Source organism: Flavobacterium sp. NPDC079362 (genome assembly GCF_050267765.1).
GTDB lineage: Bacteria > Bacteroidota > Bacteroidia > Flavobacteriales > Flavobacteriaceae > Flavobacterium > Flavobacterium azizsancarii.
This window is the reverse complement of record NZ_JBNNFM010000001.1, coordinates 108,745-134,307: the sequence shown is the minus strand read 5'-3', so window position 1 is coordinate 134,307 and position 25,563 is coordinate 108,745. Positions and strand designations below refer to the sequence as shown.

The following is a 25,563-nucleotide window of genomic DNA, read 5'->3' as shown; positions in this document are numbered from 1 at the left end:
AACTCCCCAAAGATTATATCAAAAACCTAATGAAAAGAATATTTTATGTGGCACTTTTTTCGTGTCATTTTTTGTGCGCACAAGAAAAATCAAAAGTACTTTATCGTAATGAAATTGTTTCTATATCGAATAAAAGCAAATTAGAAATCGAATCTTTTATCGAAGAACAAAGAGAAATCGCCAAAAGTAAAAACGTAAATGAATACTCGATCAATATTCCGTACGATAATTTTAGTGAAATTTCGAGTATAAAAGGAGCGACGATAAATGCGAAAACAAATAAAAGGAATAAATTATCACAGTACGATATTAGTACAAACGAGTTAAAACAACGTGATATTTTTTACAGCGATAATAAATACAAACACTTTGATTTTAGTTATGTTGAGGACAAATCGAAAATTGAATTCTCTTATAAAATAAAGCAAAACGAACCTAGATTACTGTCGTATTTTGCTTTTCAGCATGAATTGTTGACTGTTGCTTCAAAATTTCAAATAAAATCAGATCCGTCAATAGAAATTGGTTATAAACTTTTTGGGGAGCATCAGGATAAAATTGTTTTCGAAAAAACAAAAGAAGGAAACTTAGATGTTTATACCTGGAAAGTGACAGACATTCCTGCTTTTAAGGAAGAAAACAGAGCACCTAATTTTACCTATTTTCTGCCACACGTTGTTTACTACATAAAAAGTTATACGAAAGATAATAAGAAAGAAGAGCTTTTTCCGGATGTTGAACATCTCTACAAATGGTATTATTCGTTAGTAAAAGATATTAACAAATTAGATCAGACAGCCCTGAAAAGTAAAACTTCAGAATTAATAAAAGACAAAACAAATCCTAAAGATAAGGCAAAAGCAATTTACAATTGGGTTCAGGAAAATATTCATTATGTGGCTTTTGAGTACGAAATGGGAGGTTTTATTCCTAGGGATGCAGCAGCTGTTTTTGATAAAAAATACGGAGATTGTAAAGATATTTCGAACTTATTAAATGAAATGTTCAAAACTGCCGGATTAGAGTCTAATTTGGTTTGGATTGGTACAAGGGACAAACCATATAGTTTTGCCGATGTTCCAACGCCTTTAGTAAGCAATCATATGATAGCAGCTGTAAAAATTGATAAGCAACGTTATTTTGTCGACGGGACTGATTCTTTTTGTCCGTTTACATTTCCATCTGCAATGATTCAGGGCAAGGAAGGACTTATAGGAATATCTGAAAGCGAATTTGTTATAGAAAAAGTTCCTGTAGTAGATAAAAAAGAAAACCGATTTAAAGTTGACCTGAAATTAAAAATCAATGACGGTGCAGTTTCAGGTACTGCCAAAATGCTGCTTTCAGGTTATCAGAAAAGTGATTTTCTAAATGTTTTAGGATCAAATAAACAAAAAGAAGAGGAGATCTTAAAAAGCGGTTTAGCGAGATACAATCAAAAAGTAGAAATAGAAACCGCAGAAGTCAAAAAGCACGAATATGAAAATAAAGATGCCGAGCTTGAATACAAGTTTAAACTTGATTCATGGGTAAAAAAAATAGGGGATAAGATTGTTGTAAAACCTATTTTATTAGCGCCTTTTAAAGAATATATAATCGACGTTAAAGAGAGAAAACTTTCGATTGAAAACGACAATGTGTTTACAAATGAATTTACTTATGTCTATGAAATCCCCGAAAATTATCAGCTTGATTTTATCCCGGAGAACAGTAAGAAGGAAAATGAGGTTTTAAGTTATGACATCTCTTATAAAAAAGATAAAAAAAACCTGATCGTATCTCAAAAAATAGCACTAAAAAAGTTAATTATCGAAACGACTGATTTTGAAAACTGGAACGCATTAGTAAACGAATTAAACAGCCAATACAACCAATCTATCATCCTAATAAAAAAATAATGAAAAAAATATTACTGATTCTACTATTTACTTTTATAATAAAAACACAAGCACAAGAAATTAAAAGCTACACCTGGGATGCAGTTCCTGCCTTTCAAGCCATTCCGGAAGAATATAAAAAACAACCCGCCGTAATTTTATTTGATAAAAGATGGATTCATACCAGAATTAATACCAATTTGTATGGTTTTGCAAAATTTAAAATGGAGCATTTTGCAGTAAAAATAAACGAGTCTTCAGAAATTAGTAAATACAATAAAGTTACTGCAGATGATAATACAACAATTCGTGATACAAAAGATTTTCACGCGAGAGTAATTAAACCTAACGGAGATATTAGGGTTTTATCTGAAAGTCAGATTGTAAACTCTGATTTAAAAAATGTAAAATCGATTGTTTTTGAAGGCGTAGAGAAAGGCGATATTTTAGAGTATTATTTTATTGTAAAAGAAAATCCAACGTCAAACGGAATCGAGATTTACCAGAAAGATGCGCCGGTACTGCATGCTGAGTTCACGCTAACAGAGTCCGGATCTGCTATGTCGAGAGTATATACTTCCGCGGATTTTCATTATAATAAAGTAAAAGGAAAGACTTTTTTTACTGCAGATAATATAGAACCTTTGGTAATCGAAAAAAGCTCGAAGAAATTTAGAAATCTGGTTAAGATACTGTATTTAATTGCGGGATCTCCAGCAGAAATGGAGAGTAAAAAATGGGAAACTTATTTTAAAGGGTTTTTAAGAAATAAGCCATACACTTTTTCTAACGGTGATGTTAAAAAACTTCTTCAAAAATTGGATTTAAAAGACAAAACTGATAATGAAAAAATAACCATTCTCGATGAATATATAAAAACTCACTTTGAAAATTATGAAGAAGGAGAAACAATAAACGTGAAAATTAATATAACAGAAGGAAATTCGAAATTAGCACGTAGAGACTTTATTTTGCTTTATAAATATGCTTTTGACATACTTAAAATTCCATACGAAATAATTGCTGTCGAAGATCGTTTTATAGGAGAGCTAGATGAGGATATTATGACATTTCATGAATTTACAGATATTAATTTTTATCTGAGAGATTTGTATAAATTTATCTCGCCAAGTGTGGGATATCTTCCTTACGGAAAAGCCGGCTACGAGTATCAGGGTACAAGAGCTAAAGGATATAATGTACAAAAGAAAGAGGAAAGTTATGTTTATCCATTGGTAGCTCCTTCAGATTTTACTAAAATAACAACAGAATCAGTCGTAACTCTAAACCCTGATTTAACAAAAGTAAGTATAGATAAAAAATTTTCAAGTACAGGTTACATTGGTCAAATGTTAAGATATAGCTATAATGATTTGTCTAAAAATGAAGAAAAAAAGGACCTTACAGATTTTGTAAAAGAAGTCTCTATTGATGAAGTCGACACTAAGCTTTTAGAGCATAATGTAGAAAATTTAGAATTTAAAAATAATTATACTAATACGCCGTTCGTTATTAATTCGAAGTTAGAGTCTGTTGAGTCATTTACTGAAAAAGCCGGAAATTTACTCTTGATTAATTTAGGAAAGGTAATTGGAAAACAGTCTAATCTTTATCAGGAAAATACCAGAAAAACAGATATTGATTTAAAATACACAAAAGAATACCATCATTCTATTGTCTTTAATATTCCAAAAGGATATCAGGTAGATCACTATAATGATTTAGTTATAGACAGAGAAATGAAATATGATGAAGATAAAAATTGTTGGTTTAAATCGACTGTAAAAGTAGAAGGAAACCAGGTTATCATTACCATTGATGAGAAATATAAAGCAATAACTTATCCAAAGGATATTTATCAGGAATATAGAAAAGTTTATAATGCATCTGCAGATTTTAGTAAAGCTAGTATTGTGTTAAAGCCAATTAAGAAGAAATAAAAATAGGACGGTTGAAAAATTAAAATATTAATTTTGATAATTGTAAAATAATAAAATAGTGAACCATTGCGAACTTTGCGAAACACTTTGCAACTTTTGCGGTTAAAATAATTAAGAATGACTAATATTCAATTCATTGCCAAGACCGTTCAAACAGCAGCGATCAACATTCAAAACACCGTAAAATTATTAGAAGAAGATTGTACGATTCCGTTTATATCCCGTTATAGAAAAGATACAACCGGAAACCTTGATGAAGTGCAGATCGAAAATATTGCAAAGCTTCAAAAAGAATATGAAACGATTGTAAAACGTAAAGAAGCTGTTCTAAAATCTATCGAAGAACAAAAAGCACTTACGCCGGAATTGAAGCAGAAAATTGAGCAAAGTTTTGATTTACAAGAAATAGAAGATTTCTATCTTCCGTATAAAAAGAAGAAAAAAACAAAGGCCGATGTTGCGCGAGAGTTTGGTTTAGAACCTTTGGCAAAAATTATTATGTCGCAGAATGATGTTGATGTCGATTTTATTTCGACGCAATATCTTAATGATAATGTAATTAATGAAGAAGCGGCAATTCAGGGTGCAAGAGATATTATTGCCGAATGGATCAATGAGAATATTTATGTTCGTAAACAATTGCGAAGACTATATCAGCGCAAAGCTACAATTGGAACCAAAGTCGTAAAAAAGAAAAGCGAAGAAGATGGAGCGCAAAAATTCAATCAGTATTTTGATTGGGAAGAACCGTTGACAAAAGCACCTTCGCATCGATTATTAGCGATGCTTCGTGCAGAAAATGAAGGTTTTGTAAAGATGAAAGTTGATGTTGATATCGATGAAGCATATGATATCATTGATGAATTAATTATCAAAAAACAAAATAGTACTACAGCACATTTGCAATTAGCGATTGAAGACAGTTATAAACGGTTGTTGAATCCGGCGATTGGAAATGAAACTTTACAAGAAGCAAAAGCAAAAGCCGATGCCAATTCAATTCAGGTTTTTGCAAATAATTTAGGTCAGTTATTATTAGCACCGCCTTTGGGTGAAAAACGAATTCTGGCAATAGATCCCGGATTTAGAAGTGGCTGTAAAGTAGTTTGCCTCGACGAGAAAGGAGATTTGTTATACAATGAAACCATTTATCCGCATGCACCTCAAAATGAGGAAACAATGGCAATCAAGAAAATCCGTTCGATGGTAAATGCGTATCAAATAGATGCAATTTCTATAGGAAACGGAACTGCTTCGAGAGAAACTGAATTTTTTATAAAAAAAATTGCGTTTGACAAAGCGCCACAAGTTTTTATTGTTTCAGAGGCTGGAGCTTCAGTTTATTCGGCGTCAAAAATTGCGAGAGAAGAATTTCCTAATTATGATGTTACAGTTCGTGGATCGGTTTCTATTGGCCGACGACTTTCAGATCCTTTGGCTGAGTTAGTAAAAATTGATCCAAAAGCAATTGGAGTAGGACAATATCAACATGATGTTGACCAAACCAAACTAAAAGATGAACTTGATGCTACTGTAATTCGTTGCGTGAACTCGGTTGGAATCAATATTAATACTGCAAGTAAACATTTACTAAGTTATGTGAGTGGAATAGGAGAGAAGCTAGCCGAAAATATTGTGCAATATCGCTCAGAAAATGGACCTTTTGAAGATAGAAAACAGCTAAAAAAAGTCCCTCGATTAGGGGAGAAAGCCTATCAGCAAGGTGCGGCTTTTATTAGGATTTCGAATGCTAAAAATCCATTGGATAACTCAGCAGTGCATCCTGAAGCTTATGCAGTTGTTGAAAAGATGGCAAAAGATTTAAAACTTTCAGTAAATGATCTAATTGCTAATAAAGAGAAAACAGCCCTAATTAAAGCTGAAAACTATATAACGCCTGAAATTGGTTTACTTACGCTAAAAGATATTATAAAAGAGCTCGAAAAACCAGGTTTAGACCCAAGAAAGTCAGCGAAGGTTTTTGAATTTGATGCTAACGTAAAATCAATCAAAGACCTAAAAACGGGAATGATTTTACCTGGAATTGTTAATAACATTACCAATTTTGGCTGCTTTGTTGATATCGGAATCAAAGAAAGCGGATTGGTTCACATTTCTCAGCTAAAAGCTGGTTTTGTGAGTGATGTAAACGAAGTAGTAAAATTGCATCAACATGTTGATGTTAAGGTTACTGAGGTTGATGAAGACAGAAAAAGAATTCAGTTAACAATGGTTTTATAAAATTTTTAATATTTGAAATTCCAAACATCGAAAAATAAGAACTCCCAAATTACAAATGTAGTTTGGGAGTTCTTTTTATGTATTAATTTTTTCTATAAAATAAAACCCCAAACTACATTTGTAATTTGGGGTTTATAATAAGGATCTAAATTCTTATTTAATTTCTTCTTCTTCTTTTTTAACAGAAGGTGCAGGTGGAGTCTGATCGTCTTTAGCAGCGTTCTTAAATTCCTTAATACCACTTCCTAAACCTTTCATTAATTCCGGAATTTTTTTACCTCCAAAAAGTAATATCACAATACCTACTATTACGAGGATTTCTGTAAGACCTAATCTTCCCATGATTGTATATTTAATGCCGAAGCAAATTGATTTTCTAAATAATACCGCAAAGGTATATAGAAATATACGAAGAAGAAGTGTTTTTGGATTAAAATATTCTTATCTAATAGCGTTAAATATTTTATAAAATGATGAAATAACGGGATTCCTTTATTTATATCAGGCGTTAACAAGATGATTAATTATTATATTTGCTTGTATAAATAACCTAATGGCTAAGAAAAAATTCAATTTCAGAAAAAAATTATTCATCAAAAACCGATTGGTGATTTTGAATGAAGACACTTTTGAGGAAATTTTTTCATTCAAACTTAACCTGATGAATGTGTTCGTAACGTTCACATTAGGAGGAATATTTCTAATTTTAATTACCACTTTCATCATTGCTTTTACACCTTTGCGTGAACTTATTCCGGGATATTCTTCTTCTGAATTGAAAAAGAATGCAACCGAATTAGCCATAAAATCTGATTCATTAGAGACTGCTTTAAAGAAAAACGAAGCGTATATAAAAGGAATTCAGAAGGTTTTAAGGGGTGAATTGGAATATGCAAAATTCAATAAAGATTCTATTATAGCAGATAATGAAGAACATTCTGATGTAAATATGAAACCTTCTGAAGAAGAAATTAAATTGAGAAATGAAGTGGCAAAAATGGAGAAGGAGTCGGGCGAAAAACCTCGAAGTAAAAACAAAAGTGACAAGAAATAATACCATAAAAAATGTCAATTAAATCAGTAGCAGCAAAATTATTTGCCACCAAAATATACTATAAAACAAAGGCTTGGGCCAATAAACCGGTTGAAACACAACAAGCAGTATTTAAAAGTTTAATAAATAGTGCCCAGGAAACTGAATTTGGTACAGATCATCATTTTGATAAAATAAAGTCAGTTCATGATTTCAGGAAACGTGTTCCGGTTCGTGATTATGAAGATTTAAAACCCTACATCGACAAAGTTCGAATGGGCGAAAAGAATATTCTCTGGAAAGGGAAACCATTGTATTTTGCCAAAACTTCAGGAACAACTTCCGGAGCAAAATATATTCCGTTGACCAAAGAATCAATGCCGTATCATATCGAAGCTTCAAGAAATGCGATCCTACATTATATATACGAAACAGGAAATGCAGATTTTGTAGACGGAAAAATGATTTTCCTGCAGGGAAGTCCAATTCTTGTTGAAAAATACGGAATCAAATTTGGAAGATTATCCGGAATTGGCGCGCATTTTGTGCCCAAATATCTTCAAAAAAACAGAATGCCTTCCTGGGAGACCAATTGTATTGAAGATTGGGATACTAAAGTAAATGCTATTGTAGAGGAAACCATTGATCAGAATATGACCATAATTTCCGGGATTCCGTCTTGGGTACAAATGTATTTTGAACGATTACAGGAAAAAAGCGGTGGAAAAAAGATTGGAGAATTGTTCAAGAACTTCAATTTGTTCATTTACGGAGGAGTCAATTATGAACCTTATCGTGCGAAATTTGAAAAAATGATTGGGCGAAAAGTAGACAGCATAGAGTTGTTTCCGGCTTCTGAAGGATTTTTTGCTTATCAGGATTCTCAAAAACAAAAAGGAATGCTTTTGTTACTAAATTCCGGAATCTTCTACGAGTTTATTAAAGCTGATGAATTTTTTACAGAAAATCCAAAAAGCTATACGATTGGAGAAGTCGAAGTAGGCGTTAATTATGCCTTGATCGTTTCTACAAACGCCGGACTCTGGAGATATAATATTGGCGACACGGTTCAGTTTACATCATTATTTCCGCATAGAGTTATCGTTTCAGGTCGAATCAAGCATTACATATCTGCTTTTGGAGAACATGTTATTGCAAAAGAAGTAGAAAGCGCCATGAAAGAAGCTACGGAAGGAACTAAAATTGTAATCAACGAATTTACCGTTGCGCCGCAAATAAATCCTTCAAGCGGTTTGCCGTATCATGAATGGTTGGTTGAATTTGAAAATGAACCTGAAAATTTAGAAGCATTCGCAGAAGCAATTGATGATGCAATGCGTAAACAAAACATTTATTATGATGATTTAATCACCGGAAATGTTTTGAGGAAAGTGGTTATAACCAAAGTTTCTAAAAATGGTTTTCAAGATTATATGAAATCACAAGGAAAATTAGGCGGACAAAATAAAATTCCGAGATTGTCGAATGACAGAAAGATTGCAGATAATTTGAAGTAATAAATTGTAATGGAATTAAATGAGTTTTGTAAAAAAGTAGAAGAAATCAAATTAAAAAATCCATTGTGGTTTGATTTAGAATCTGATTTAAAAGCTACCGACACAGAATTGTTTCATGTCGAGGAAAAACTTACTAATAAGCTTCCAAAAGAGTATAAAGATTTCGTGAAAATTTTTGGAGGAGGATATTTCGCATTTACAACAGTTTATTCTGTAAAGGAAAATAGTGATTGGAATATTTTATTAAATAATATAAATATTGGACTAATTAGTTCTCACGAGTTTCTCGCAATTTCTGATAATTATACAGGTGATTATTATGGATTTAAATTGAATAACGGAGAATACGAAAGTAAAATTTCTTTTTTTGATCATGAAACACAACAAGTAAAAGAAACAAAATATAAAGATATATATGAGTTTTTAACGGATGCAGGATTAAGATCATGAAGACAATTGAAACAATTTTTTTTAAAATTGAATAATTATATTTATAATACCCAAAGACAATCAGGAACGTATTAATACAATAAATTTCATTTTGTAACAAAATTAGAATTTCTAAAAAATAGAAGTTAATTTTGAGAATTATAAATAATAACAATATACAATAATGGTGTTTTTAAGAATATGAAAACTTTAATAAATTAATATTTCAATTTCATTTAATTAAAAAATACTAATTTCATCTTCTCTTAGGAGGAGATTTTTAAAATAAACAAGCATGAAAGAAACCAAACATATATCAAGATCAAGAGCGCAGGAATCATCTGCAGCGATAGAAAGAATGTACATAACAATGCGTCATTTATTCAACCGTGGTTTTTATAAGCCAATGGGAGTTTCGGGCGATGGCTTGCGTGAATCATTGTTAGCATTACGTCCGGAAATTTACGGAAACATAGGCGAAGAAAAAGTAGAGCTTAATGGGCTTTTGTACGTTATAGAGCGTTTACCAATAGGAATTGAACAATGTCGATTTATTAATTTAACTTCTGATGAAGGATATTCTAAATCACATTTCGAGGCAATTGTTCCTCCAAAAAGACGAAGAAATTGTTATAGGATTGATGAGGAACAAATGAATGTCGAAATCACCCGCGGGCGTTCAGACATTTATGACATCCTGACTCATTTGACTTTTATTTTCATCGAATCTCATAAAATTAAAAACAGGGTTTTATTAGACGATGGTGGCGAAGTTTCCCGCGATTGGTTGAAACTGGAGCAGGCTGTAATGCAAACTAAAAAATTGCCATTAATTGAGAAAGAAAAAGCAATTTCGCATGTTGCCAATATATTAGGAAGAACTTTTGAAGAGGTTCTGGACATTTACGAAGCATTTGGATCTGAAGAAACTCCGGACCGTTTCCTGCATGTTATTTATTGGTTAGGAAAATTGGCGATCGAAGAAGTAGTTGACAATAACAAACGAACTATAACTTTTAGTCCCGTTTTAAGAGAACGTTTAGGACATCATATTCACGGAGAAATCTGGGCCACAAACATCAAGGAGGTTTTAAAAACTAATAACTTGCTAAAACGTCCAATTCATGTAATAAGTGCGAATATGCACAGTGTTATGAATTCTATTTTTGCAACACCGTTGTTGAAAACAAAATTCAAGGACAAGTCTGATTTTTATATTTATGAAGAATTAAGTAAATCCGGAGCTAAAGATATTAGAAGTCAGGTTGAAGAATTAGCCTTAAAAAACGGAATGATTTCATTGCCGGACACTTCAGGGACTAATATCGACGTTCAGATTTTTGATACTGCAAAAATTGACTGGGGAAAAACAGGATTTCCAAAAGCTGCTCTTGATGAAACTAAACCCGTTATTATTGTAATGGATTATGCTTTTGGTGAGCAGGCTTATGAAACTATCGATGAGCTTTTAAAACCTTATAAAAAAGAAACTTTATTGAATGTAGCATCAGTTTCAATAATGGGTAAAGCTGGAATTCTTGAGGGTGGAAAAGGAGACATCATGATCCCGACCGCACATATAAACGAAGGAACTGCAGATAATTATTTCTTCGAAAATGAACTAAAAGGAGCAATGTTTGAAGGAAATGATATTGCAGTTTTTGAAGGTGCAATGGTAACCGTTTTAGGAACATCATTACAAAACAGAGATTTATTGAAATTCTTTCACGAATCGACCTGGGGAGTAATTGGTCTTGAAATGGAAGGATCTTATTATCAGAAAGCCATACAATCTGCATCAAAAATTAGAAAAAGTGTACCACACGATATCAAAGTTCGTTATGCTTATTATGCTTCAGATAATCCTCTGGAAACAGGAAGTACATTAGCTTCAGGCGGATTAGGAACAACAGGTGTAAAACCAACTTATTTGATTACTATTAAAATTTTGGAACAAATTTTCAACGTAAAATAAATCGATAAATAAATATCTCAAAATAGTTACTGCCAAATATATTAATTTGGTGATAGTAAAGAGGAGACAAAGAATTTATAAAACTGCCTAATTTTTTTAGGCAGTTTTTTTTAGAATAGTTTTTATAATTTTCAAATCAGTTACATTTGCGATGTATAAATAATTAATATGAAAAGAATACTTATTACCGGAGCAGCAGGATTTTTAGGATCGCATTTATGCGACCGATTCATTAAAGAAGGCTATTATGTTATTGGAATGGATAATCTGATTACGGGAGATCTTAAAAACATTGAACATTTATTCAAATTAGAAAATTTCGAATTTTATCACCACGACATCACAAAGTTTGTTCACATTCCGGGTGATTTAGATTATATTTTACATTTTGCTTCGCCCGCAAGTCCAATAGATTATTTAAAAATACCAATTCAGACTTTGAAAGTTGGATCTCTTGGAACTCACAATCTGTTAGGATTGGCACGAGTAAAAAAAGCAAGGATTTTGATTGCTTCAACATCTGAAGTTTATGGAGACCCATTGGTTCACCCACAAACGGAGGAATATTACGGAAACGTAAACACAATTGGTCCACGTGGAGTTTATGACGAAGCCAAACGTTTCCAGGAATCAATTACAATGGCGTACCACACATTTCATGGTGTCGAAACCAGAATAGTGCGTATTTTTAATACCTACGGACCAAGAATGCGTTTGAATGACGGACGTGTAATTCCGGCTTTTATTGGTCAGGCTTTGCGCGGGGAAGATTTAACTATTTTTGGAGACGGAATGCAAACCCGTTCTTTTTGTTATGTTGATGATCAGGTCGAAGGTATTTTTAGATTATTGCACTCAGATTATGTATATCCAGTAAATATTGGTAATCCGGACGAAATTACGATTAAGGATTTTGCAGAAGAGATCATTAAACTAACAGGAACAAATCAAAAGGTAGTCTATCATCCATTACCCATAAACGATCCATTACAACGCCAGCCAGATACTACAAAAGCAAAAGAATTATTAGGTTGGAAAGCAAAAGTAGATCGTGCTGAAGGAATGAAAATTACTTATGATTATTTCAGGTCACTTTCTAAAGAAGAACTTTCAAAAGAAGAACACAAAGATTTTTCAAGTTATATAAAATAAAAAAACGGGCAAATATTCAATAAATATTTGCCCGTTTTCGTTTATAATGAGTTACTCAAAGAGCGACTTATTTCTTGTATCCAATTTTCACCCGTTCACTTTCATTTTCTTTTTTCTCAGTCAATTCATCCAAATAAGAAAAAACCAATTCAATATTTTTATCGTCATTTTCTAATTTCTTTTGAATTTGAAGAATGTTAACTTTAATTTCTGTTGTATCCAAGAGCATTTGTCTCACTTTGGTGAAAATGCGCATGATTTGTATATTGGTTTGAATTGCTTTGTCGCTTTTTAAAACGTTGGAAAGCATCAAAACTCCGTGTTCTGTGAAAGCAAAAGGTAATGTTCTGCTTCCGCCCCAACTTGAAGTCGCAATTTGCGACTTCAAATTTTTAAACTCATTTTCAGTAAGTTGAAACATGAAATCTTCCGGGAACCGAGTTAAATTTCTCTTTACTTGCTCATTTATTCTCTTAGTTTCAACGCAATAAAGCATAGCTAAATCAAAAGCAAGCATCACTTTTTGGTTGCGTATATAATATATTTTATTAGAAATAGTTTCTTCAGAAAGTAAAGAATGATCCTCCATAAGTTTTTAATTTAAAAAGAAAATGTAAGATTTTATTTATATTTAAAAGCAGCATTTAAACTGTTTTAATTTACGGCTTATAAAAAATAGAAATCATTTGCGAACTAATTTTCATCAAAAAAAATAGTATCAAATTACTAACAGATAAGAATGAACAACTTTTTAAGATTTAATTATTTTTTACGTACAAAAGCAATTATTTTTGCACCACAACTAAATATAACTACACATGACAATTTTACTATTGGGATCAGGCGGAAGAGAACATGCTTTTGCGTGGAAAATGATTCAGAGTCCGCTTTGCGAAAAACTTTTTGTTGCACCAGGAAATGCGGGAACGGCTGCAATTGCTACAAATGTTGCAATGTCTCCAACTGATTTTGATGCTGTAAAAGCATTTGTAATTCAGGAAAATGTAAAAATGGTGGTCGTAGGGCCAGAAGATCCTTTGGTAAAAGGGATTTATGATTTTTTTAAAAATGACGAAAGTTTACAGCATATTCCGGTTATCGGACCATCAAAATTAGGCGCTCAACTTGAAGGAAGTAAAGAGTTTGCAAAGGAGTTTCTAATGAAACACAATATTCCAACAGCAGCTTATGACAGTTTTACCGCCGAAACAGTAGAAAAAGGATGTGAATTTCTTGAAACGTTACAACCTCCATATGTTTTAAAAGCAGACGGATTAGCGGCTGGAAAAGGAGTTTTGATTATTCAGGATCTTGAAGAGGCTAAAACGGAATTAAGAAACATGCTTGTTCATGAAAAATTTGGAGCAGCAAGTTCTAAAGTGGTAATCGAAGAATTTCTGGACGGAATCGAATTAAGCTGTTTTGTTTTGACTGACGGAAAAAGCTATAAAATTCTTCCAACGGCAAAAGATTACAAACGAATTGGCGAAGGTGATACAGGATTAAATACAGGCGGAATGGGAGCAGTTTCTCCAGTTCCTTATGTTGATGCTGTTTTGATGGAAAAAATCGAAACACGTATCGTAAAACCAACAATCGAAGGATTCCAGAAAGACGGAATCGAATATAAAGGTTTTGTGTTCATTGGTTTGATCAATGTGAAAAACGAACCAATTGTTATTGAATACAACGTAAGAATGGGTGATCCTGAAACTGAAGTTGTAGTACCAAGATTAAAATCTGATTTGGTTGAATTGTTTCAAGCTGTGGCAGATCAAAAGTTAGATACTTTCGAATTAGAAGTTGATCCAAGAAGTGCGACTACAATTATGGTGGTTTCCGGAGGATATCCTGAAGATTTTGAAAAAGGAAAAGTAATTACAGGTTTAGAAAATATTACAGATTCTATAGTTTTTCACGCAGGAACAAAATTAGATGGCAATAATGTCGTTAGTAATGGAGGACGTGTATTGACTGTAACATCTTATGGAGATGATTTTCAAGAGGCCATAAAAAAATCTTACCAAAATATAGATAAACTAAATTTTGATAAGATGTATTTTAGAAAAGATATTGGCTTCGACTTACTTTAAAAAAGAGTGAGCTGTAGTATCTTGATTTTCTGTTCCGGCGGCATCAAAAAGGCGTAATTGTTTAATCCAGTAAACAATTGCGCTTGCGCAGATGATCATAAAAATCCAGTTAATAGTATTAGCACCAAACCAAGTAACAAGTTCTAGGCGACGTAAAAAGTCAAGTGGAGCAAATAAAATGTTAACGAATAAGTATTGTATTCCTTCAAAAAAAGCTGTCATAATTTATAAAATTATATGTTATTTATTGTTTTTAACGCATTGAAGACAAAATTCAATAAAGAATCTTTTTTCAACTTGTTGGTTTTCCTTTTTAAACAAGTATTATATTTACAATCACAAAAGTATAAAATATCCTTATGATAACAAGTGTTTTTAAAAAATCTACGCCATTAAATTATTCATTGGTCGTAATTTTGATACTGGTTTTCTTTTTTATTTTTCAAATTAAAGATCCATCATGGGTGAGTTCTTATTTTTTGGCGTTCCAAAAAGTAAGTTTGTTACTCTTTATTTTGGCTTCATTTTTCCTGATTAATTTCATTGTAAAAAAAAACGGACTCAGTAAGGACAACGGTTACACGATATTTTTTTACTTATTGTTCATATTATTTTTCCCCACGATTTTTAATAATGCGAATGTAGTATATGCGAACTTTTTTGTGCTTTTGGCACTTCGAAGATTAATTTCGTTACAATCCCTAAAAGCTTCAAAAGAAAAAATATTCGATGCTTCTTTTTGGATTTTAATAGCTTCTTTATTTCAATTTTGGTGTATTCTTTTCTTAATATTGGTTTTTATATCGATTATTTTTCATGTTTCCAGAGATTATAGAAACTGGATTTTACCTTTTATAGCGCTAATGGCAGTGTCAATAATCTTTTTATTGATCTCTTTAATTTTCCATATTGATATAATTCAATTTTTCCAGAAAAATACTGTGATCGATTTTAATATTAATTATTTCAAGAATAATTATGAAAACGGAGCACTTTCAATATACGTTGCAGTGGCTTTGTTTTTTATAACTTCAATGCTTACAACGTTGTCAAATCGACCTCAAATAGTACATTCTTCATACAAAAAAATAGTAGCCTGTTTTTTTATTGCAGCTCTTGTTTTCATTGTTTCACCGGATAAAAGCAATGATTTGTTATTGTTTAGTATTGCGCCTTTGACCATTATGGCTTCAAGTCATGTAGAATATATGCAGCAAAAACTCAACAACGAAATTGTCTTTTATGTATTGATTTTGTGTAGTTTATTTACGTTTTTTTCTCAGCTATAATTTACTGCCGTAAGAAAGATCGCCAGCATCACCAAGACCTGGAACAATGTAATTTTTTTCATTTAAATTTTCGTCTAAAGAAGCGACCCATAAATGGCAGTTTTCAGGAAGGCTTTTTTCAAGAAAAGCAATTCCTTCAGGGGCAGCAATAACCACTACAATATGAATCTCTTTTGGGGTTGCATTCTGAATTAATTTTTCATGAACTGCAACGATAGACTGACCCGTTGCTAACATTGGATCAAGAAGCAAAACAGTTTTATCATTGATGTTTGAAACAGCTTGATATTCAACTCTAATCTCAAATTCAGCATCATTATTTGGATGATATCTGCAAGCCGAAACAAAACTATTTTCGGCGTGATCAAAATAGTTCAAAAAACCATTATGAAGCGGTAAACCAGCTCTTAAAATAGAACATAAAACCAGGTCACTTTCAATTTCGGTAGTTTGTTTAATACCAAGCGGAGTTTGAATTGCTACATTTTTATAAGCAAGATCCTTACTCAGTTCATAAGCCATAATTTCGCCAATTCGCTCTATATTTCTTCGAAAACGCATACTATCGTTCTGAACATTTATATTCCTTATTTGACCTAAAAAATGATTCAAGACGCTATTATTCTCAGATATATAATGGATTTTCATAGTAAAATTTTAGAATTATCAATGGTTACAGTACGATAACGAAAATTTCATCGTTTTATTCGCACGATAAAAGTATAAAAAGTATCTTTGTAACTCTAACAAATAAAGACATGTTTTCAAAATTAGCATATTCTGTTTTCGAACAAAGCATCAAAGATTATCATCAATTTGATAATGTTGATCAACCTATAAACAATCCTTATCCTAAGGATAAATTCGAGCATTTATTATATTTAAAAAACTGGATTGACACTGTTCAATGGCATTTTGAAGATATTATTCGTGATCCGCAAATTGATCCGGTAGCAGCTTTGACTTTAAAAAGAAGAATTGATGCATCTAATCAGGAACGTACTGATATGGTGGAATATATCGATAGCTATTTTTTACAAAAATACAGCGATGTAAAAGTAAAAGATGGTGCAAAAATCAATTCTGAAAGTCCTGCATGGGCTTTTGACAGATTGTCTATTTTGGCCCTAAAAATTTATCACATGAATGAAGAAGCTAATCGTGCAGAAGCTTCGCAAGAACATAGAGATAAATGCCAGGAAAAATTAAACATTCTTTTAGAACAAAGAACTGATTTATCAACAGCGATTGATGATTTATTGACTGACATCGAAAACGGAGATAAATTCATGAAAGTGTACAAACAAATGAAAATGTACAATGACGATGAATTAAATCCTGTTTTATATCAAAATAAGAAATAATTTCTGGAGGTATATTTCCAGCTTTTCATTTCATCCCGATAGCTAGCTATCGGGACACAAAAAAATAGAGTTTCTATTGTTCAAAAAAGAGCTTCCGCTGGTCGCTTTTTTTAAACAGGAAACTTTATTTTTTTGCTCCAGGATTTCCATTTCAATCTGGGCTAAAAAGCAAAATTAGAAAAGAATATAATTTTATAAAAGAATGTTTTTTAGTAAGTTAGAATAAGGAAGTTGTTCACAATTAATTTTTAAAAGTCAAAATTTGTCCAATAAAATTAAACATATAGCCGTCATGAGACTTTCCGCAATGGGAGATGTCGCCATGACGGTTCCTGTTTTACGCGCATTTGTAAAACAATATCCAGAGGTAAAAATCACCGTAATTTCACGTCCGTTTTTCAGGCCATTTTTTGACGGAATTCCCAATCTAGAGTTTTTTGCTTTTGATGAAAAAGAGCGTCATAAAGGTTTTTCAGGACTTTTGAGATTATTTAGAGATGTTAAAAAGTTTAAAATTGATGCTTTTGCCGATCTTCATAACGTTCTTAGATCTAAAATTGTGAGCTTACTTTTCGCTTTAAGCGGAAAAAAAAGAGCCACAGTCGACAAAGGAAGAGAAGGTAAAAAAGAACTAACAAGGGCGGAAAATAAGATTTTCAAGCAATTGCCAACAATGTTCGAAAGACATGCAAAAGTGTTCGAAGAACTTGGATTTCCTTTAGATTTATCGAATCCAACATTCCCTGAAAAGGCAAAATTGAGCGCAGATATCTTAGAAATTATCGGTGACAATAATCAAAAATTAATCGGAATTGCTCCTTTTGCACAATATGATTCTAAAGTTTACCCGCAGGATTTAATGCAGGAAGTAATTGCCAAATTAGCTGAGAATAAGTCGTATAAAATTTTACTTTTTGGAGGAGGAAAGAAAGAAATCGAAATTCTGGATTCACTTGCAAAACCATTTGAAAATGTAATCAATATGGCTGGAAAAATTAAATTTCAGCAAGAATTACAATTGATTAGTAATCTTGATGTTATGCTTTCTATGGATTCCGGAAACGCTCATATTGCGGCAATGTTAGGAATAAAAGTTGTTACACTTTGGGGAGCGACACATCCGTACGCAGGATTTTTGCCATTCAATCAAACTATGGAAAATGTTTTAACCTCAGACAGAAATCAATATCCAAAATTACCAACATCAGTTTACGGAAACAAAATTGTTGAAGGTTATGAAGATGCGATGAGAACGATTTCTCCAGAGAAAATAGTTTCCAGGATTCAGTCACAGTTATCATAGAAAATTCTAATTTTATTGCATTAGAAATACGTAGTAATCTTTGTCAAAGTTTTAAACTTTGACAAAGATTACTTCATTACTCATAAATCAAGAAAAAGATAACCCATTGCTTTCTTTTTGTTTGTATCAACTACGACTTTCACAAAATGATTTTCTTTTTCAGTAGCGAGTAAAATATGTTCAAAATTTTCGGTTGAATTTCTGTAAACTTTATGTACCAATTCAGATTCTTTAATTTTTCTTGATAAAATTTTGGCTGCTTTTAATTCACTTACATAAGGCCAAATATTAAAAAAAAGATCATTAGAGACTGATATTTCTGTCATTCCCTCGGCCATTGATAAATTATACTTTTCTTCTGAAAGTAGTTTAGGTACTTTTTTGTTTTTCCTTTTTTTTATTATAAAGTAGATAGAAATAAAAGCTGTTATTACAAAAAGTAATATAAAAGACAGACGAAGGTAGTGATGCATTGCCATGATATTTAAATTTTATGTTGACAATCAGAAATAGCTTTACAAATCTATTTTAAGAGATAGAAGAATGATCAGCTGTATTGAACTACTAATATAGTAAAATTTTGCCGCATTTTTTAGAAAATAACCAAAAACTTACATGCTTTTTTATTTATTGCTCAATAGTGTTTTTTTGATTATAGTTAGAAAAGGGAAAATAGAGAGTAAAATTTTGTCAGGTTTTAAGCTCTGATAAAGAAATAGTTCACCACATTTCATTGTATAGTTGGGATTTATGCCGAAGCTTGGAGATTGAAATTTATTACAACCTTATCTTCTCATCGCGACATCTGCTATAAATATAATTTTTAAGGTTCGAATTTGTAGCTTCATAACCAAATCTTTCATGCTCCATTTGTTCTTTTTCCATGGCATTACAACCTTTTATGACTTCTTTGAGCATATCCAGCATTGCGAGTTCTTTATTGTTCGTCTTCTGATATTTAAACTCGACAATTCTTGCAGTTCTTCGCAATATTCTACAAGTTTCTCAATTTCAGGTTCATCTAAAAGATATTCCTTGCCTTTAAAAATTTCTCGTACAGATCTCATAAAAATAAATTCAATTTCAAATTTGCAAAGATTGCTAATAATTATAAAACAAAAAAAATTCCAAACTCCAATTGTAAAGTTGGAATTTGGAATTTGGAATTTTTTATTGGAATTTATTACGCCATTGGAATTTTAAAATCTAAACATCATCATAATCTACATAAATAGACTCTGATGTTGGATGTGCCTGACAAGTTAAGATCAATCCTGAAGCAATTTCTTTGTCTGTCAAAATAGAGTTTTTAGTCATTTCGGCAGTTCCAGAAGTTACACGGGCAAGACAGCTGCTGCAAATTCCGCCTTGGCAAGAATATGGAGCGTCGATTCCTTGTTTTAGGGCCGCATCTAATATGGTTTGTTTTTGAGACATTTCGAACGAAACTTCGTCGTCATCTACTAAAACTGTGATTTTTGTATGTCCTTCTAATGAAGTATTGATTTGATTTTCTTGTGATGATGAGGTAAAAAGTTCAAATTTAATAGCTGATTCTTTTACATTTTTCTCTTTTAAAATAGCAGAAACAGTATCAATCATTTCTTCTGGTCCGCATAGGAAAAATTTATCAAATTGTAATTCTTTGTGTTTGTTGTTGAGAACAAAATTTACTGCTGATTTTTCGATTCTGCCAAACAAAGCATTTTCTGCCTTAGCCTGACTAAAAACATAATGCACGAAAAGGCGGCCTACATATTGCAATTGTAAATCGTGTAATTCCTGGTAAAAAATAGTTTCTTCAGGAGTTTTATTTCCGTAAACAATTATAAATGAGCTTTTTGGCTCGCTTTTCATGACTGATTTTATAATCGAAAGTACCGGAGTAATTCCGCTTCCGGCAACAAAAGCAGCATAGTTTTTTTGTCTTTCAGCATCAGGTTCAAAAGTAAATTTTCCTTCAGGATGACCAACTTCAAGAACATCACCGGCTTTAAGTCTGGTATTGGCAAACTGAGAGAACAAACCATTTTTTACAGCTTTTACAGCAATTCGCAATTCACCGCTTTCCGGTGCAGAACAAATAGAGTAAGCACGACGAATCTCCTGATTATCAAGAGTTAATTTTAGATTTATGTATTGTCCAGCTATAAATTTATAGTCTGGTTTTAGTTCTTCCGGAACATTAAAAAGTACAGAAACGGCGTCTGATGTTTCGCGTTTTACCTCTTTAATTATGAGTTTTAAAAATGAAGGCATGATTGTATATTTTATGCAAAAGTAGCAAACGGAGATTAAATGTCAGGTACGAAATAATTATTTTTAACTTTTTTTGTAACGTTTACTTACATTTGATCTCTTACTACAAAACTGAAAACCAAATAACCATGATTAAAAAGTTTATTTATCTAGAATGGAAAGCCTTTACCAGATCTGCCTCCTTTGGAGTAAATGTGGCAATGAAAATTTTAATTGGTTTTTTGATGATCTATTTTTCGATACTTTTTATAGGTATGGGAGTAGGAGCATTTTATGTATTGCGAAAAATGAACCTGGAACCATTAGTTACCATCAATCAATTTTTGATTTATTATTTTCTGTTTGACCTCGTAATTCGGTTGTTAATGCAGGCAATTCCGGTTTTGAACATAAAACCTTTATTGATTTTACCATTCAAAAAACCAACAATTGTTCATTTCTCTTTAGGCAAAACTGCATTGTCTTTTTTTAATTGGGTACACGCTCTTTTCTTCATTCCATTTTCGGTTGTGCTAGCTCTGGAAGGTTATGATATTGCAGGAGTTATTTTTTGGCTGTTAGCAGCTTTCTCATTAATATATATCAACAATTTTTTAAATATTATTTTAAGTAATATCGATAAATTGTTTGTTGTTTTTATAGGAGCAATTCTTTTACTGGCGGCGGCACAATATTATAAGGTATTTGATATTACGAGCTTTACAACTCCGGCGTTTCAGGGATTTTATGCTGTAAAAGGATTGTTTTTGATTCCCGTTTTAGTGTTAATTGCATTGTATGCATTTACTTTTAAGTACTTTAAAAATAATTTATTTTTAGATGCCGGACTTTCTAAAAAAGCGGATATTGCAGAAACTGAAAATCTTGCATGGCTGAATCAATTTGGGACTTTGGGAACTTTTCTTAAAAATGATATCAAACTAATTAAGAGAAATAAAAGATCTAAAACGACTATTGTCATGAGTGTTTTCTTTTTGTTTTACGGTTTCATCTTTTTTGGAAACACGCAACAGCCTGAAGTAATGCATATTTTTGCCGGAATATTTGTTTCAGGAGGATTTTTGTTTGTCTTTGGTCAGTTTGTACCAAGTTGGGATAGTTCGTATTATCAATTAATGATGACACAAAACATTCCGTATCGCGGTTACATCACTTCAAAATGGTGGCTGATTGTTATTGCTACTTTTATTTCGACAATAATTGCATCATTTTATCTTTTTTACGGATGGGAAATTTACCTGACAATTATTGTTGGTGCGATTTATAATATTGGAGTAAATTCACACTTAGTACTTTTAGGCGGGGCATTTACAAAAACACCAATTGATTTAAGTTCTGCCGGTGGAGCTTTTGGAGATAAAAAAGCTTTTAATGTAAGCGCAATGTTATTGACATTACCTAAAATATTATTGCCTTTGGGACTTTATGCCATTGGTCTTTATCTAGGAAATAAAACTCTTGGATTATCATTAGTTGCAGGAGCAGGGGCTTTAGGTTTTATCTTAAAAGACAAGGTTTTTTCACTGATCGAAAAAAGATATAAAATCGAGAAATACAGTACGATAAGTGCTTATAAACAAAAGAATTAGAATAATTAGAGAATGTGCTAATTTGATAATGAGATAATTTTTTTATCGGATTAAAACGAAACAAATTAACGATTAACCAAATCAACAATTAAACAAGATAGAAAATGATACAAGTAAATCAACTTTCAAAAATATATAACGGAATAAAAGTTTTAAACATTGATAATCTTGAAATTCCAAAAGGACAAAGTTTTGGATTAGTGGGAAATAACGGAGCAGGAAAAACAACTTTTTTCAGTTTATTATTAGATCTTATTCAGCCTTCGACAGGAAATATCACTAGCAATACTATTCAGGTGAATACGAGTGAAAACTGGAAATCATTTACAGGATCGTTTCTTGATGAAAGTTTTTTGATAGGATATTTAACTCCTGAGGAATATTTTTATTTTATTGGCGATTTGCGTCATCAAAACAAAGCCGATATTGATGCTTTGTTAGCCAGCCATGAAGAGTTTTTTAATGGAGAAATTCTAAATAATAAAAAATATTTAAGAGATTTATCCAAAGGAAATCAAAAGAAAGTGGGGATAATTGCCACGCTTATTGGTAATCCTGAAGTGGTTATTCTTGATGAGCCTTTTGCTAATTTAGATCCGACAACCGTAAGCAGATTAAAAAAAATAATAAAAGATCTGGCTGAAAATCCAAATGTTACCGTCTTGGTTTCCAGCCATGATTTACAGCATACAGTAGAGGTTTGCGATCGAATAGTAGCACTTAATAAAGGTGAGATTGTGAAAGATATTCAAACTTCAAAAGAAACCTTACAAGAATTAGAATCGTTTTTTGCGGTATAAGCTTCTATATTTCAAAAAGAAGCGTATTTTTACAAGTCATTATACTAAAAATTCATTTTAGAAGTTAATTGATTTAAACTCTTTCTATTGAAAAAGAATACCCTAAAATATAGTTTTTTTCTTGTCTTTTTGTTTCTTTTGATAGCTTGTTCTACCAAGAAAAATACTTTTTTAGCCAGGAATTCGCATGCCTTAAGTACAAAATATAACATTTTGTACAACGGTGGAATTGGCCTTGACAAAGGTTTAAAATCTATTCAGGCCAATAATCAGGATAATTTCTGGAGGACTCTGCCGATTGAGAAAATGCAAATCGATGAAAATTTTTCGGAAGAAGAAAAAGCAAAAAACGCAGATTTTGAAAAGGCAGAGACCAAAGCAACAAAAGCCATTCAAAAACACTCCATGAATATTGGAGGAAGAGAACGAAATTCACAAATTGATGAAGCATATTTAATGCTCGGGAAAGCCAGATATTATGATCAGCGCTTTATTCCGGCGCTTGAAGCATTCAATTATATCTTATATAAATATCCTAACAGCAGTAATATTTATACGGCAAAAATCTGGCGCGAAAAAACCAATATGCGTTTAGGAAATGATGCTATTGCCTTAAAAAACATTAAGTTATTATTAAAAAACACAGACCTTAATAAGCAAACCTTTTCAGATGCAAATGCTTTATTAGCAGAAGCATTTTTGAATATGGAAGAAAAAGACAGTGCTGTTGCCAAACTTAGAATTGCAGAAAAATTTACTAAAATAAATGAAGACAAAACGCGATATCGCTTTATTTTAGCTCAGATGTATCAGCAAGCCGGTAAAAAAGACAGTGCAAATTATTTTTACAACGGCGTAATTGACATGAATCGAAAAGCAGATCGAAAATATATGATGCATGCTTATGCTAATAAAGCAGAAATGTTTGATTATAAATATGATGATAAAAAAATGTTTCTCAAAGCCTATAATAAGCTAGTTACAGACCGTGAAAACAGACCCTATTATGATATCCTGTTTTATGAGATGGGAGTTTTTTATGATAACTATAAAGTACAGGACAGTGCTTTGATATTTTATAATAAATCATTGGATAGAAAATCTAAAGATTCTTATTTGATCGCTTCCACATATAGAAATATTGGGAATATGTATTTTAAAAACACCAATTATACATTGGCTGCCAAATATTATGACAGTACATTGGTAAAATTGGATCCTAAAACCAGAGAATTTGCTTTTATCCAAAAAAACAGAAAAAATTTAGATAACGTTATTAAATACGAAGGAATTGCAAAACGCAATGATAGTATCATTAATGTATATGGTCTTCCTGCTCCTGACAGAAAATTATATTTCGAAAATTATATTGCAGAACTTAAAAAGAAGGATGAAGCAAAACGCATTTTAGAAGAAAAGGAAAAGGAAAGATTAGCCAATATAGATCGTAATACAAACTCAGGCAATACACCAACGGCCGTAAATCCTAATGCAATAGGAAAAAGCGATCCAGGTATTGGAGCATTTAATCCTCCAGCTGGAAATGAAACAGCAAGCACTTTTTATTTTTATAATCCAACCACTGTTGCTTATGGAAAATTACAATTTAAGAAATTATGGGGTAACAGAACCGTAGACGGAAATTGGAGATTAGCCGCAATAAAATCAGCTAATAATGCCGCAATGAATGATACAATAAGCGACAATCAGGATTTAGCCAATAAATTAAAAGATTCTGTAGTTGTTGAAAAATACACCACTGATTTTTACGAAAAACAACTTCCAAAAACAAAGTCTGCTATAGATAGTATTGGTGTGGAACGTAATTTTGCATATTACCAGCTAGGACTTATTTATAAAGAGAAATTTAAGGAATATAATTTGGCCAGTGAAAAACTGGAGCAATTATTAAAAAATAATCCGGAGGAAAAATTGATTTTACCATCGATGTATAATTTGTACAAAATATATCAAATTACGAATCCGGCAAAAGCAGAATCTGTCAAATTTGATATTACGACGAAATATCCAAATTCGAGATATGCACAAATTATAAACAATGCAAATACAGATGATTTAGCATCTCCTGAAAAAGAATATCAAAAATGGTATAAATTATTTCAGGAAGAACAGTTTGATACCGTTTTGGATAATATCGATAATTTGATCAATCAATATTCCGGTGATGAAATTGTTTCTAAATACGAATTGCTGAAAGCAAATATTTTAGGAAAAGTAAATGGTTTGGCAGCCTACAAAAAAGGGTTAGAAAATGTTGCCGATAATTATCCAAATAGTGATGAAGGTAAAAATGCAAGAGAAATTTTAGAGAAGCAAATTCCTGGTTTAGAGAAACTTGATTTTTCATCAGTCGACACTAAAAATTGGAAAATTATTTATGCAATTCCAAAAGACGACACTAAAACAGCAAAACAAATTGAAGAAGCAATCAAGAAATTTTTAGCAGTTGAAAACTTCGAAAGATTGACCACTTCATTAGATAAATATAACAAAACAGAAAGTTTTGTGGTTATTCACGGAGTTAAATCTGAAGCGTATGCCAAAGATGTTTCAGGAGTTTTAAGAGACGATAAAAAATATAAAATCTCACATCCGGCAATTATTATGTCGAGTGAAAATTATAAAGTAATACAAATTAAGAAAAATCTTGAGGCTTATTTAGCCCCAAAAAACCCATAATC

22 protein-coding genes are annotated in these 25,563 nt (G+C 31.8%); 15 read left to right on the top strand and 7 right to left on the bottom strand.

The features are described from left to right. The first annotated feature begins 29 nt into the window (after positions 1 to 29). The 3 genes from ACQKCJ_RS00585 (at position 30) to ACQKCJ_RS00575 (ending at position 6,058) form a co-directional block, all read left to right on the top strand. A complete protein-coding gene (locus ACQKCJ_RS00585) occupies positions 30 to 1,898 on the top strand; it encodes a DUF3857 domain-containing protein (protein ID WP_427401129.1) in 1,869 nt (622 codons plus the stop codon). Continuing rightward, positions 1,898 to 3,817, top strand: coding sequence for a hypothetical protein (locus tag ACQKCJ_RS00580; protein WP_427401128.1), 1,920 nt, complete (start codon positions 1,898 to 1,900; stop codon positions 3,815 to 3,817). Before ACQKCJ_RS00585 ends, ACQKCJ_RS00580 begins: the two co-directional genes overlap by 1 nt. Before the next feature lie 117 nt (positions 3,818 to 3,934). After that, positions 3,935 to 6,058, top strand: coding sequence for a Tex family protein (locus tag ACQKCJ_RS00575; RefSeq protein ID WP_271338587.1), 2,124 nt, complete (start codon positions 3,935 to 3,937; stop codon positions 6,056 to 6,058). 153 nt (positions 6,059 to 6,211) lie between these two features. On the opposite strand, the gene ACQKCJ_RS00570 is transcribed toward ACQKCJ_RS00575, so the two are convergent. Beyond that, the gene (locus tag ACQKCJ_RS00570) at positions 6,212 to 6,400 is read right to left on the bottom strand and encodes a Sec-independent protein translocase subunit TatA/TatB (protein ID WP_055096778.1); all 189 of its coding nucleotides are present in this window, start codon (positions 6,398 to 6,400) and stop codon (positions 6,212 to 6,214) included. A 211-nt stretch (positions 6,401 to 6,611) separates the two neighbouring features. Between ACQKCJ_RS00570 and ACQKCJ_RS00565 the strand changes: the two genes are divergently transcribed. The 5 genes from ACQKCJ_RS00565 (at position 6,612) to ACQKCJ_RS00545 (ending at position 12,164) form a co-directional block, all read left to right on the top strand. Then, positions 6,612 to 7,112, top strand: a complete 501-nt coding sequence (locus tag ACQKCJ_RS00565) for a peptidase (protein WP_271338588.1) — start codon at positions 6,612 to 6,614, stop codon at positions 7,110 to 7,112. Between the two features lie 11 nt (positions 7,113 to 7,123). Beyond that, positions 7,124 to 8,608: a GH3 auxin-responsive promoter family protein gene (locus tag ACQKCJ_RS00560; protein WP_427401127.1), complete on the top strand. Its 1,485-nt coding sequence runs from the start codon at positions 7,124 to 7,126 to the stop codon at positions 8,606 to 8,608. Between the two features lie 9 nt (positions 8,609 to 8,617). Next, entirely contained in the window at positions 8,618 to 9,058 is a 441-nt protein-coding gene (locus tag ACQKCJ_RS00555; protein WP_271338590.1) for an SMI1/KNR4 family protein, read from the top strand. Between the two features lie 274 nt (positions 9,059 to 9,332). Next, the gene (locus ACQKCJ_RS00550) at positions 9,333 to 11,012 is read left to right on the top strand and encodes a DUF6909 family protein (RefSeq protein ID WP_271338591.1); all 1,680 of its coding nucleotides are present in this window, start codon (positions 9,333 to 9,335) and stop codon (positions 11,010 to 11,012) included. A gap of 168 nt (positions 11,013 to 11,180) precedes the next feature. Next, the gene (locus ACQKCJ_RS00545; protein ID WP_271338592.1) at positions 11,181 to 12,164 is read left to right on the top strand and encodes a UDP-glucuronic acid decarboxylase family protein; all 984 of its coding nucleotides are present in this window, start codon (positions 11,181 to 11,183) and stop codon (positions 12,162 to 12,164) included. 67 nt (positions 12,165 to 12,231) lie between these two features. Here the strand turns inward: ACQKCJ_RS00545 and ACQKCJ_RS00540 are convergent, their stop codons facing one another. Further along, positions 12,232 to 12,753, bottom strand: coding sequence for an ORF6N domain-containing protein (locus ACQKCJ_RS00540; RefSeq protein WP_427401126.1), 522 nt, complete (start codon positions 12,751 to 12,753; stop codon positions 12,232 to 12,234). A gap of 229 nt (positions 12,754 to 12,982) precedes the next feature. On the opposite strand from ACQKCJ_RS00540, the gene purD reads away from it, so the two are divergent. Further along, entirely contained in the window at positions 12,983 to 14,257 is a 1,275-nt protein-coding gene (purD, locus tag ACQKCJ_RS00535) for a phosphoribosylamine--glycine ligase (protein WP_271335051.1), read from the top strand. Here purD and ACQKCJ_RS00530 read toward each other — a convergent pair. Continuing rightward, a complete protein-coding gene (locus ACQKCJ_RS00530) occupies positions 14,249 to 14,479 on the bottom strand; it encodes a DUF6341 family protein (RefSeq protein WP_271335052.1) in 231 nt (76 codons plus the stop codon). The genes purD and ACQKCJ_RS00530 overlap by 9 nt on opposite strands. Positions 14,480 to 14,616: 137 nt before the next feature. Here ACQKCJ_RS00530 and ACQKCJ_RS00525 point away from each other — a divergent pair, with 137 nt between their 5' ends. Then, complete coding sequence (locus ACQKCJ_RS00525) at positions 14,617 to 15,546, top strand: DUF6427 family protein (RefSeq protein ID WP_271335053.1); 930 nt, start codon at positions 14,617 to 14,619, stop codon at positions 15,544 to 15,546. On the opposite strand, the gene upp is transcribed toward ACQKCJ_RS00525, so the two are convergent. Next, a complete protein-coding gene (upp, locus tag ACQKCJ_RS00520) occupies positions 15,541 to 16,194 on the bottom strand; it encodes a uracil phosphoribosyltransferase (protein ID WP_271335054.1) in 654 nt (217 codons plus the stop codon). The genes ACQKCJ_RS00525 and upp overlap by 6 nt on opposite strands. A gap of 110 nt (positions 16,195 to 16,304) precedes the next feature. Between upp and ACQKCJ_RS00515 the strand changes: the two genes are divergently transcribed. Further along, positions 16,305 to 16,910 (top strand): DUF4254 domain-containing protein, encoded by a 606-nt coding sequence (locus ACQKCJ_RS00515; protein ID WP_271335055.1) that lies wholly within the window; start codon positions 16,305 to 16,307, stop codon positions 16,908 to 16,910. Positions 16,911 to 17,202: 292 nt separating this feature from the next. Further along, on the top strand, positions 17,203 to 18,213 hold the full coding sequence (locus tag ACQKCJ_RS00510; RefSeq protein ID WP_271335056.1) for a glycosyltransferase family 9 protein: 1,011 nt from the start codon (positions 17,203 to 17,205) through the stop codon (positions 18,211 to 18,213). Between the two features lie 80 nt (positions 18,214 to 18,293). On the opposite strand, the gene ACQKCJ_RS00505 is transcribed toward ACQKCJ_RS00510, so the two are convergent. The 3 genes from ACQKCJ_RS00505 to ACQKCJ_RS00495 form a co-directional block, all read right to left on the bottom strand. Next, the gene (locus tag ACQKCJ_RS00505) at positions 18,294 to 18,539 is read right to left on the bottom strand and encodes a hypothetical protein (RefSeq protein ID WP_427401125.1); all 246 of its coding nucleotides are present in this window, start codon (positions 18,537 to 18,539) and stop codon (positions 18,294 to 18,296) included. Positions 18,540 to 18,990: 451 nt separating this feature from the next. After that, positions 18,991 to 19,203, bottom strand: a complete 213-nt coding sequence (locus tag ACQKCJ_RS00500) for a hypothetical protein (protein ID WP_271335058.1) — start codon at positions 19,201 to 19,203, stop codon at positions 18,991 to 18,993. 216 nt (positions 19,204 to 19,419) lie between these two features. Beyond that, complete coding sequence (locus tag ACQKCJ_RS00495; RefSeq protein ID WP_427401124.1) at positions 19,420 to 20,472, bottom strand: 2Fe-2S iron-sulfur cluster-binding protein; 1,053 nt, start codon at positions 20,470 to 20,472, stop codon at positions 19,420 to 19,422. A 128-nt stretch (positions 20,473 to 20,600) separates the two neighbouring features. Between ACQKCJ_RS00495 and ACQKCJ_RS00490 the strand changes: the two genes are divergently transcribed. The 3 genes from ACQKCJ_RS00490 to ACQKCJ_RS00480 all read left to right on the top strand — a co-directional run bounded on the left by ACQKCJ_RS00490 (position 20,601) and on the right by ACQKCJ_RS00480 (position 25,561). Next, the gene (locus tag ACQKCJ_RS00490; protein ID WP_271335060.1) at positions 20,601 to 22,061 is read left to right on the top strand and encodes a DUF5687 family protein; all 1,461 of its coding nucleotides are present in this window, start codon (positions 20,601 to 20,603) and stop codon (positions 22,059 to 22,061) included. 104 nt (positions 22,062 to 22,165) lie between these two features. Continuing rightward, complete coding sequence (locus ACQKCJ_RS00485) at positions 22,166 to 22,861, top strand: ABC transporter ATP-binding protein (protein ID WP_271335061.1); 696 nt, start codon at positions 22,166 to 22,168, stop codon at positions 22,859 to 22,861. 87 nt (positions 22,862 to 22,948) lie between these two features. Next, a complete protein-coding gene (locus ACQKCJ_RS00480) occupies positions 22,949 to 25,561 on the top strand; it encodes a tetratricopeptide repeat protein (RefSeq protein ID WP_271335062.1) in 2,613 nt (870 codons plus the stop codon). Positions 25,562 to 25,563 lie beyond the last annotated feature (2 nt).

Excerpts from the sequence above, each read along its gene's own strand:
- ACQKCJ_RS00585 (WP_427401129.1), top strand. The coding sequence starts at position 30 with ATGAAAAGAATATTTTATGTGGCACTTTTTTCGTGTCATTTTTTGTGC.
- ACQKCJ_RS00580 (WP_427401128.1), top strand. The coding sequence starts at position 1,898 with ATGAAAAAAATATTACTGATTCTACTATTTACTTTTATAATAAAAACA.
- ACQKCJ_RS00575 (WP_271338587.1), top strand. The coding sequence starts at position 3,935 with ATGACTAATATTCAATTCATTGCCAAGACCGTTCAAACAGCAGCGATC.
- ACQKCJ_RS00570 (WP_055096778.1), bottom strand. The coding sequence starts at position 6,400 with ATGGGAAGATTAGGTCTTACAGAAATCCTCGTAATAGTAGGTATTGTG.
- ACQKCJ_RS00565 (WP_271338588.1), top strand. The coding sequence starts at position 6,612 with ATGGCTAAGAAAAAATTCAATTTCAGAAAAAAATTATTCATCAAAAAC.
- ACQKCJ_RS00560 (WP_427401127.1), top strand. The coding sequence starts at position 7,124 with ATGTCAATTAAATCAGTAGCAGCAAAATTATTTGCCACCAAAATATAC.
- ACQKCJ_RS00555 (WP_271338590.1), top strand. The coding sequence starts at position 8,618 with ATGGAATTAAATGAGTTTTGTAAAAAAGTAGAAGAAATCAAATTAAAA.
- ACQKCJ_RS00550 (WP_271338591.1), top strand. The coding sequence starts at position 9,333 with ATGAAAGAAACCAAACATATATCAAGATCAAGAGCGCAGGAATCATCT.
- ACQKCJ_RS00545 (WP_271338592.1), top strand. The coding sequence starts at position 11,181 with ATGAAAAGAATACTTATTACCGGAGCAGCAGGATTTTTAGGATCGCAT.
- ACQKCJ_RS00540 (WP_427401126.1), bottom strand. The coding sequence starts at position 12,753 with ATGGAGGATCATTCTTTACTTTCTGAAGAAACTATTTCTAATAAAATA.
- purD (WP_271335051.1), top strand. The coding sequence starts at position 12,983 with ATGACAATTTTACTATTGGGATCAGGCGGAAGAGAACATGCTTTTGCG.
- ACQKCJ_RS00530 (WP_271335052.1), bottom strand. The coding sequence starts at position 14,479 with ATGACAGCTTTTTTTGAAGGAATACAATACTTATTCGTTAACATTTTA.
- ACQKCJ_RS00525 (WP_271335053.1), top strand. The coding sequence starts at position 14,617 with ATGATAACAAGTGTTTTTAAAAAATCTACGCCATTAAATTATTCATTG.
- upp (WP_271335054.1), bottom strand. The coding sequence starts at position 16,194 with ATGAAAATCCATTATATATCTGAGAATAATAGCGTCTTGAATCATTTT.
- ACQKCJ_RS00515 (WP_271335055.1), top strand. The coding sequence starts at position 16,305 with ATGTTTTCAAAATTAGCATATTCTGTTTTCGAACAAAGCATCAAAGAT.
- ACQKCJ_RS00510 (WP_271335056.1), top strand. The coding sequence starts at position 17,203 with ATGAGACTTTCCGCAATGGGAGATGTCGCCATGACGGTTCCTGTTTTA.
- ACQKCJ_RS00505 (WP_427401125.1), bottom strand. The coding sequence starts at position 18,539 with ATGACAGAAATATCAGTCTCTAATGATCTTTTTTTTAATATTTGGCCT.
- ACQKCJ_RS00495 (WP_427401124.1), bottom strand. The coding sequence starts at position 20,472 with ATGCCTTCATTTTTAAAACTCATAATTAAAGAGGTAAAACGCGAAACA.
- ACQKCJ_RS00490 (WP_271335060.1), top strand. The coding sequence starts at position 20,601 with ATGATTAAAAAGTTTATTTATCTAGAATGGAAAGCCTTTACCAGATCT.
- ACQKCJ_RS00485 (WP_271335061.1), top strand. The coding sequence starts at position 22,166 with ATGATACAAGTAAATCAACTTTCAAAAATATATAACGGAATAAAAGTT.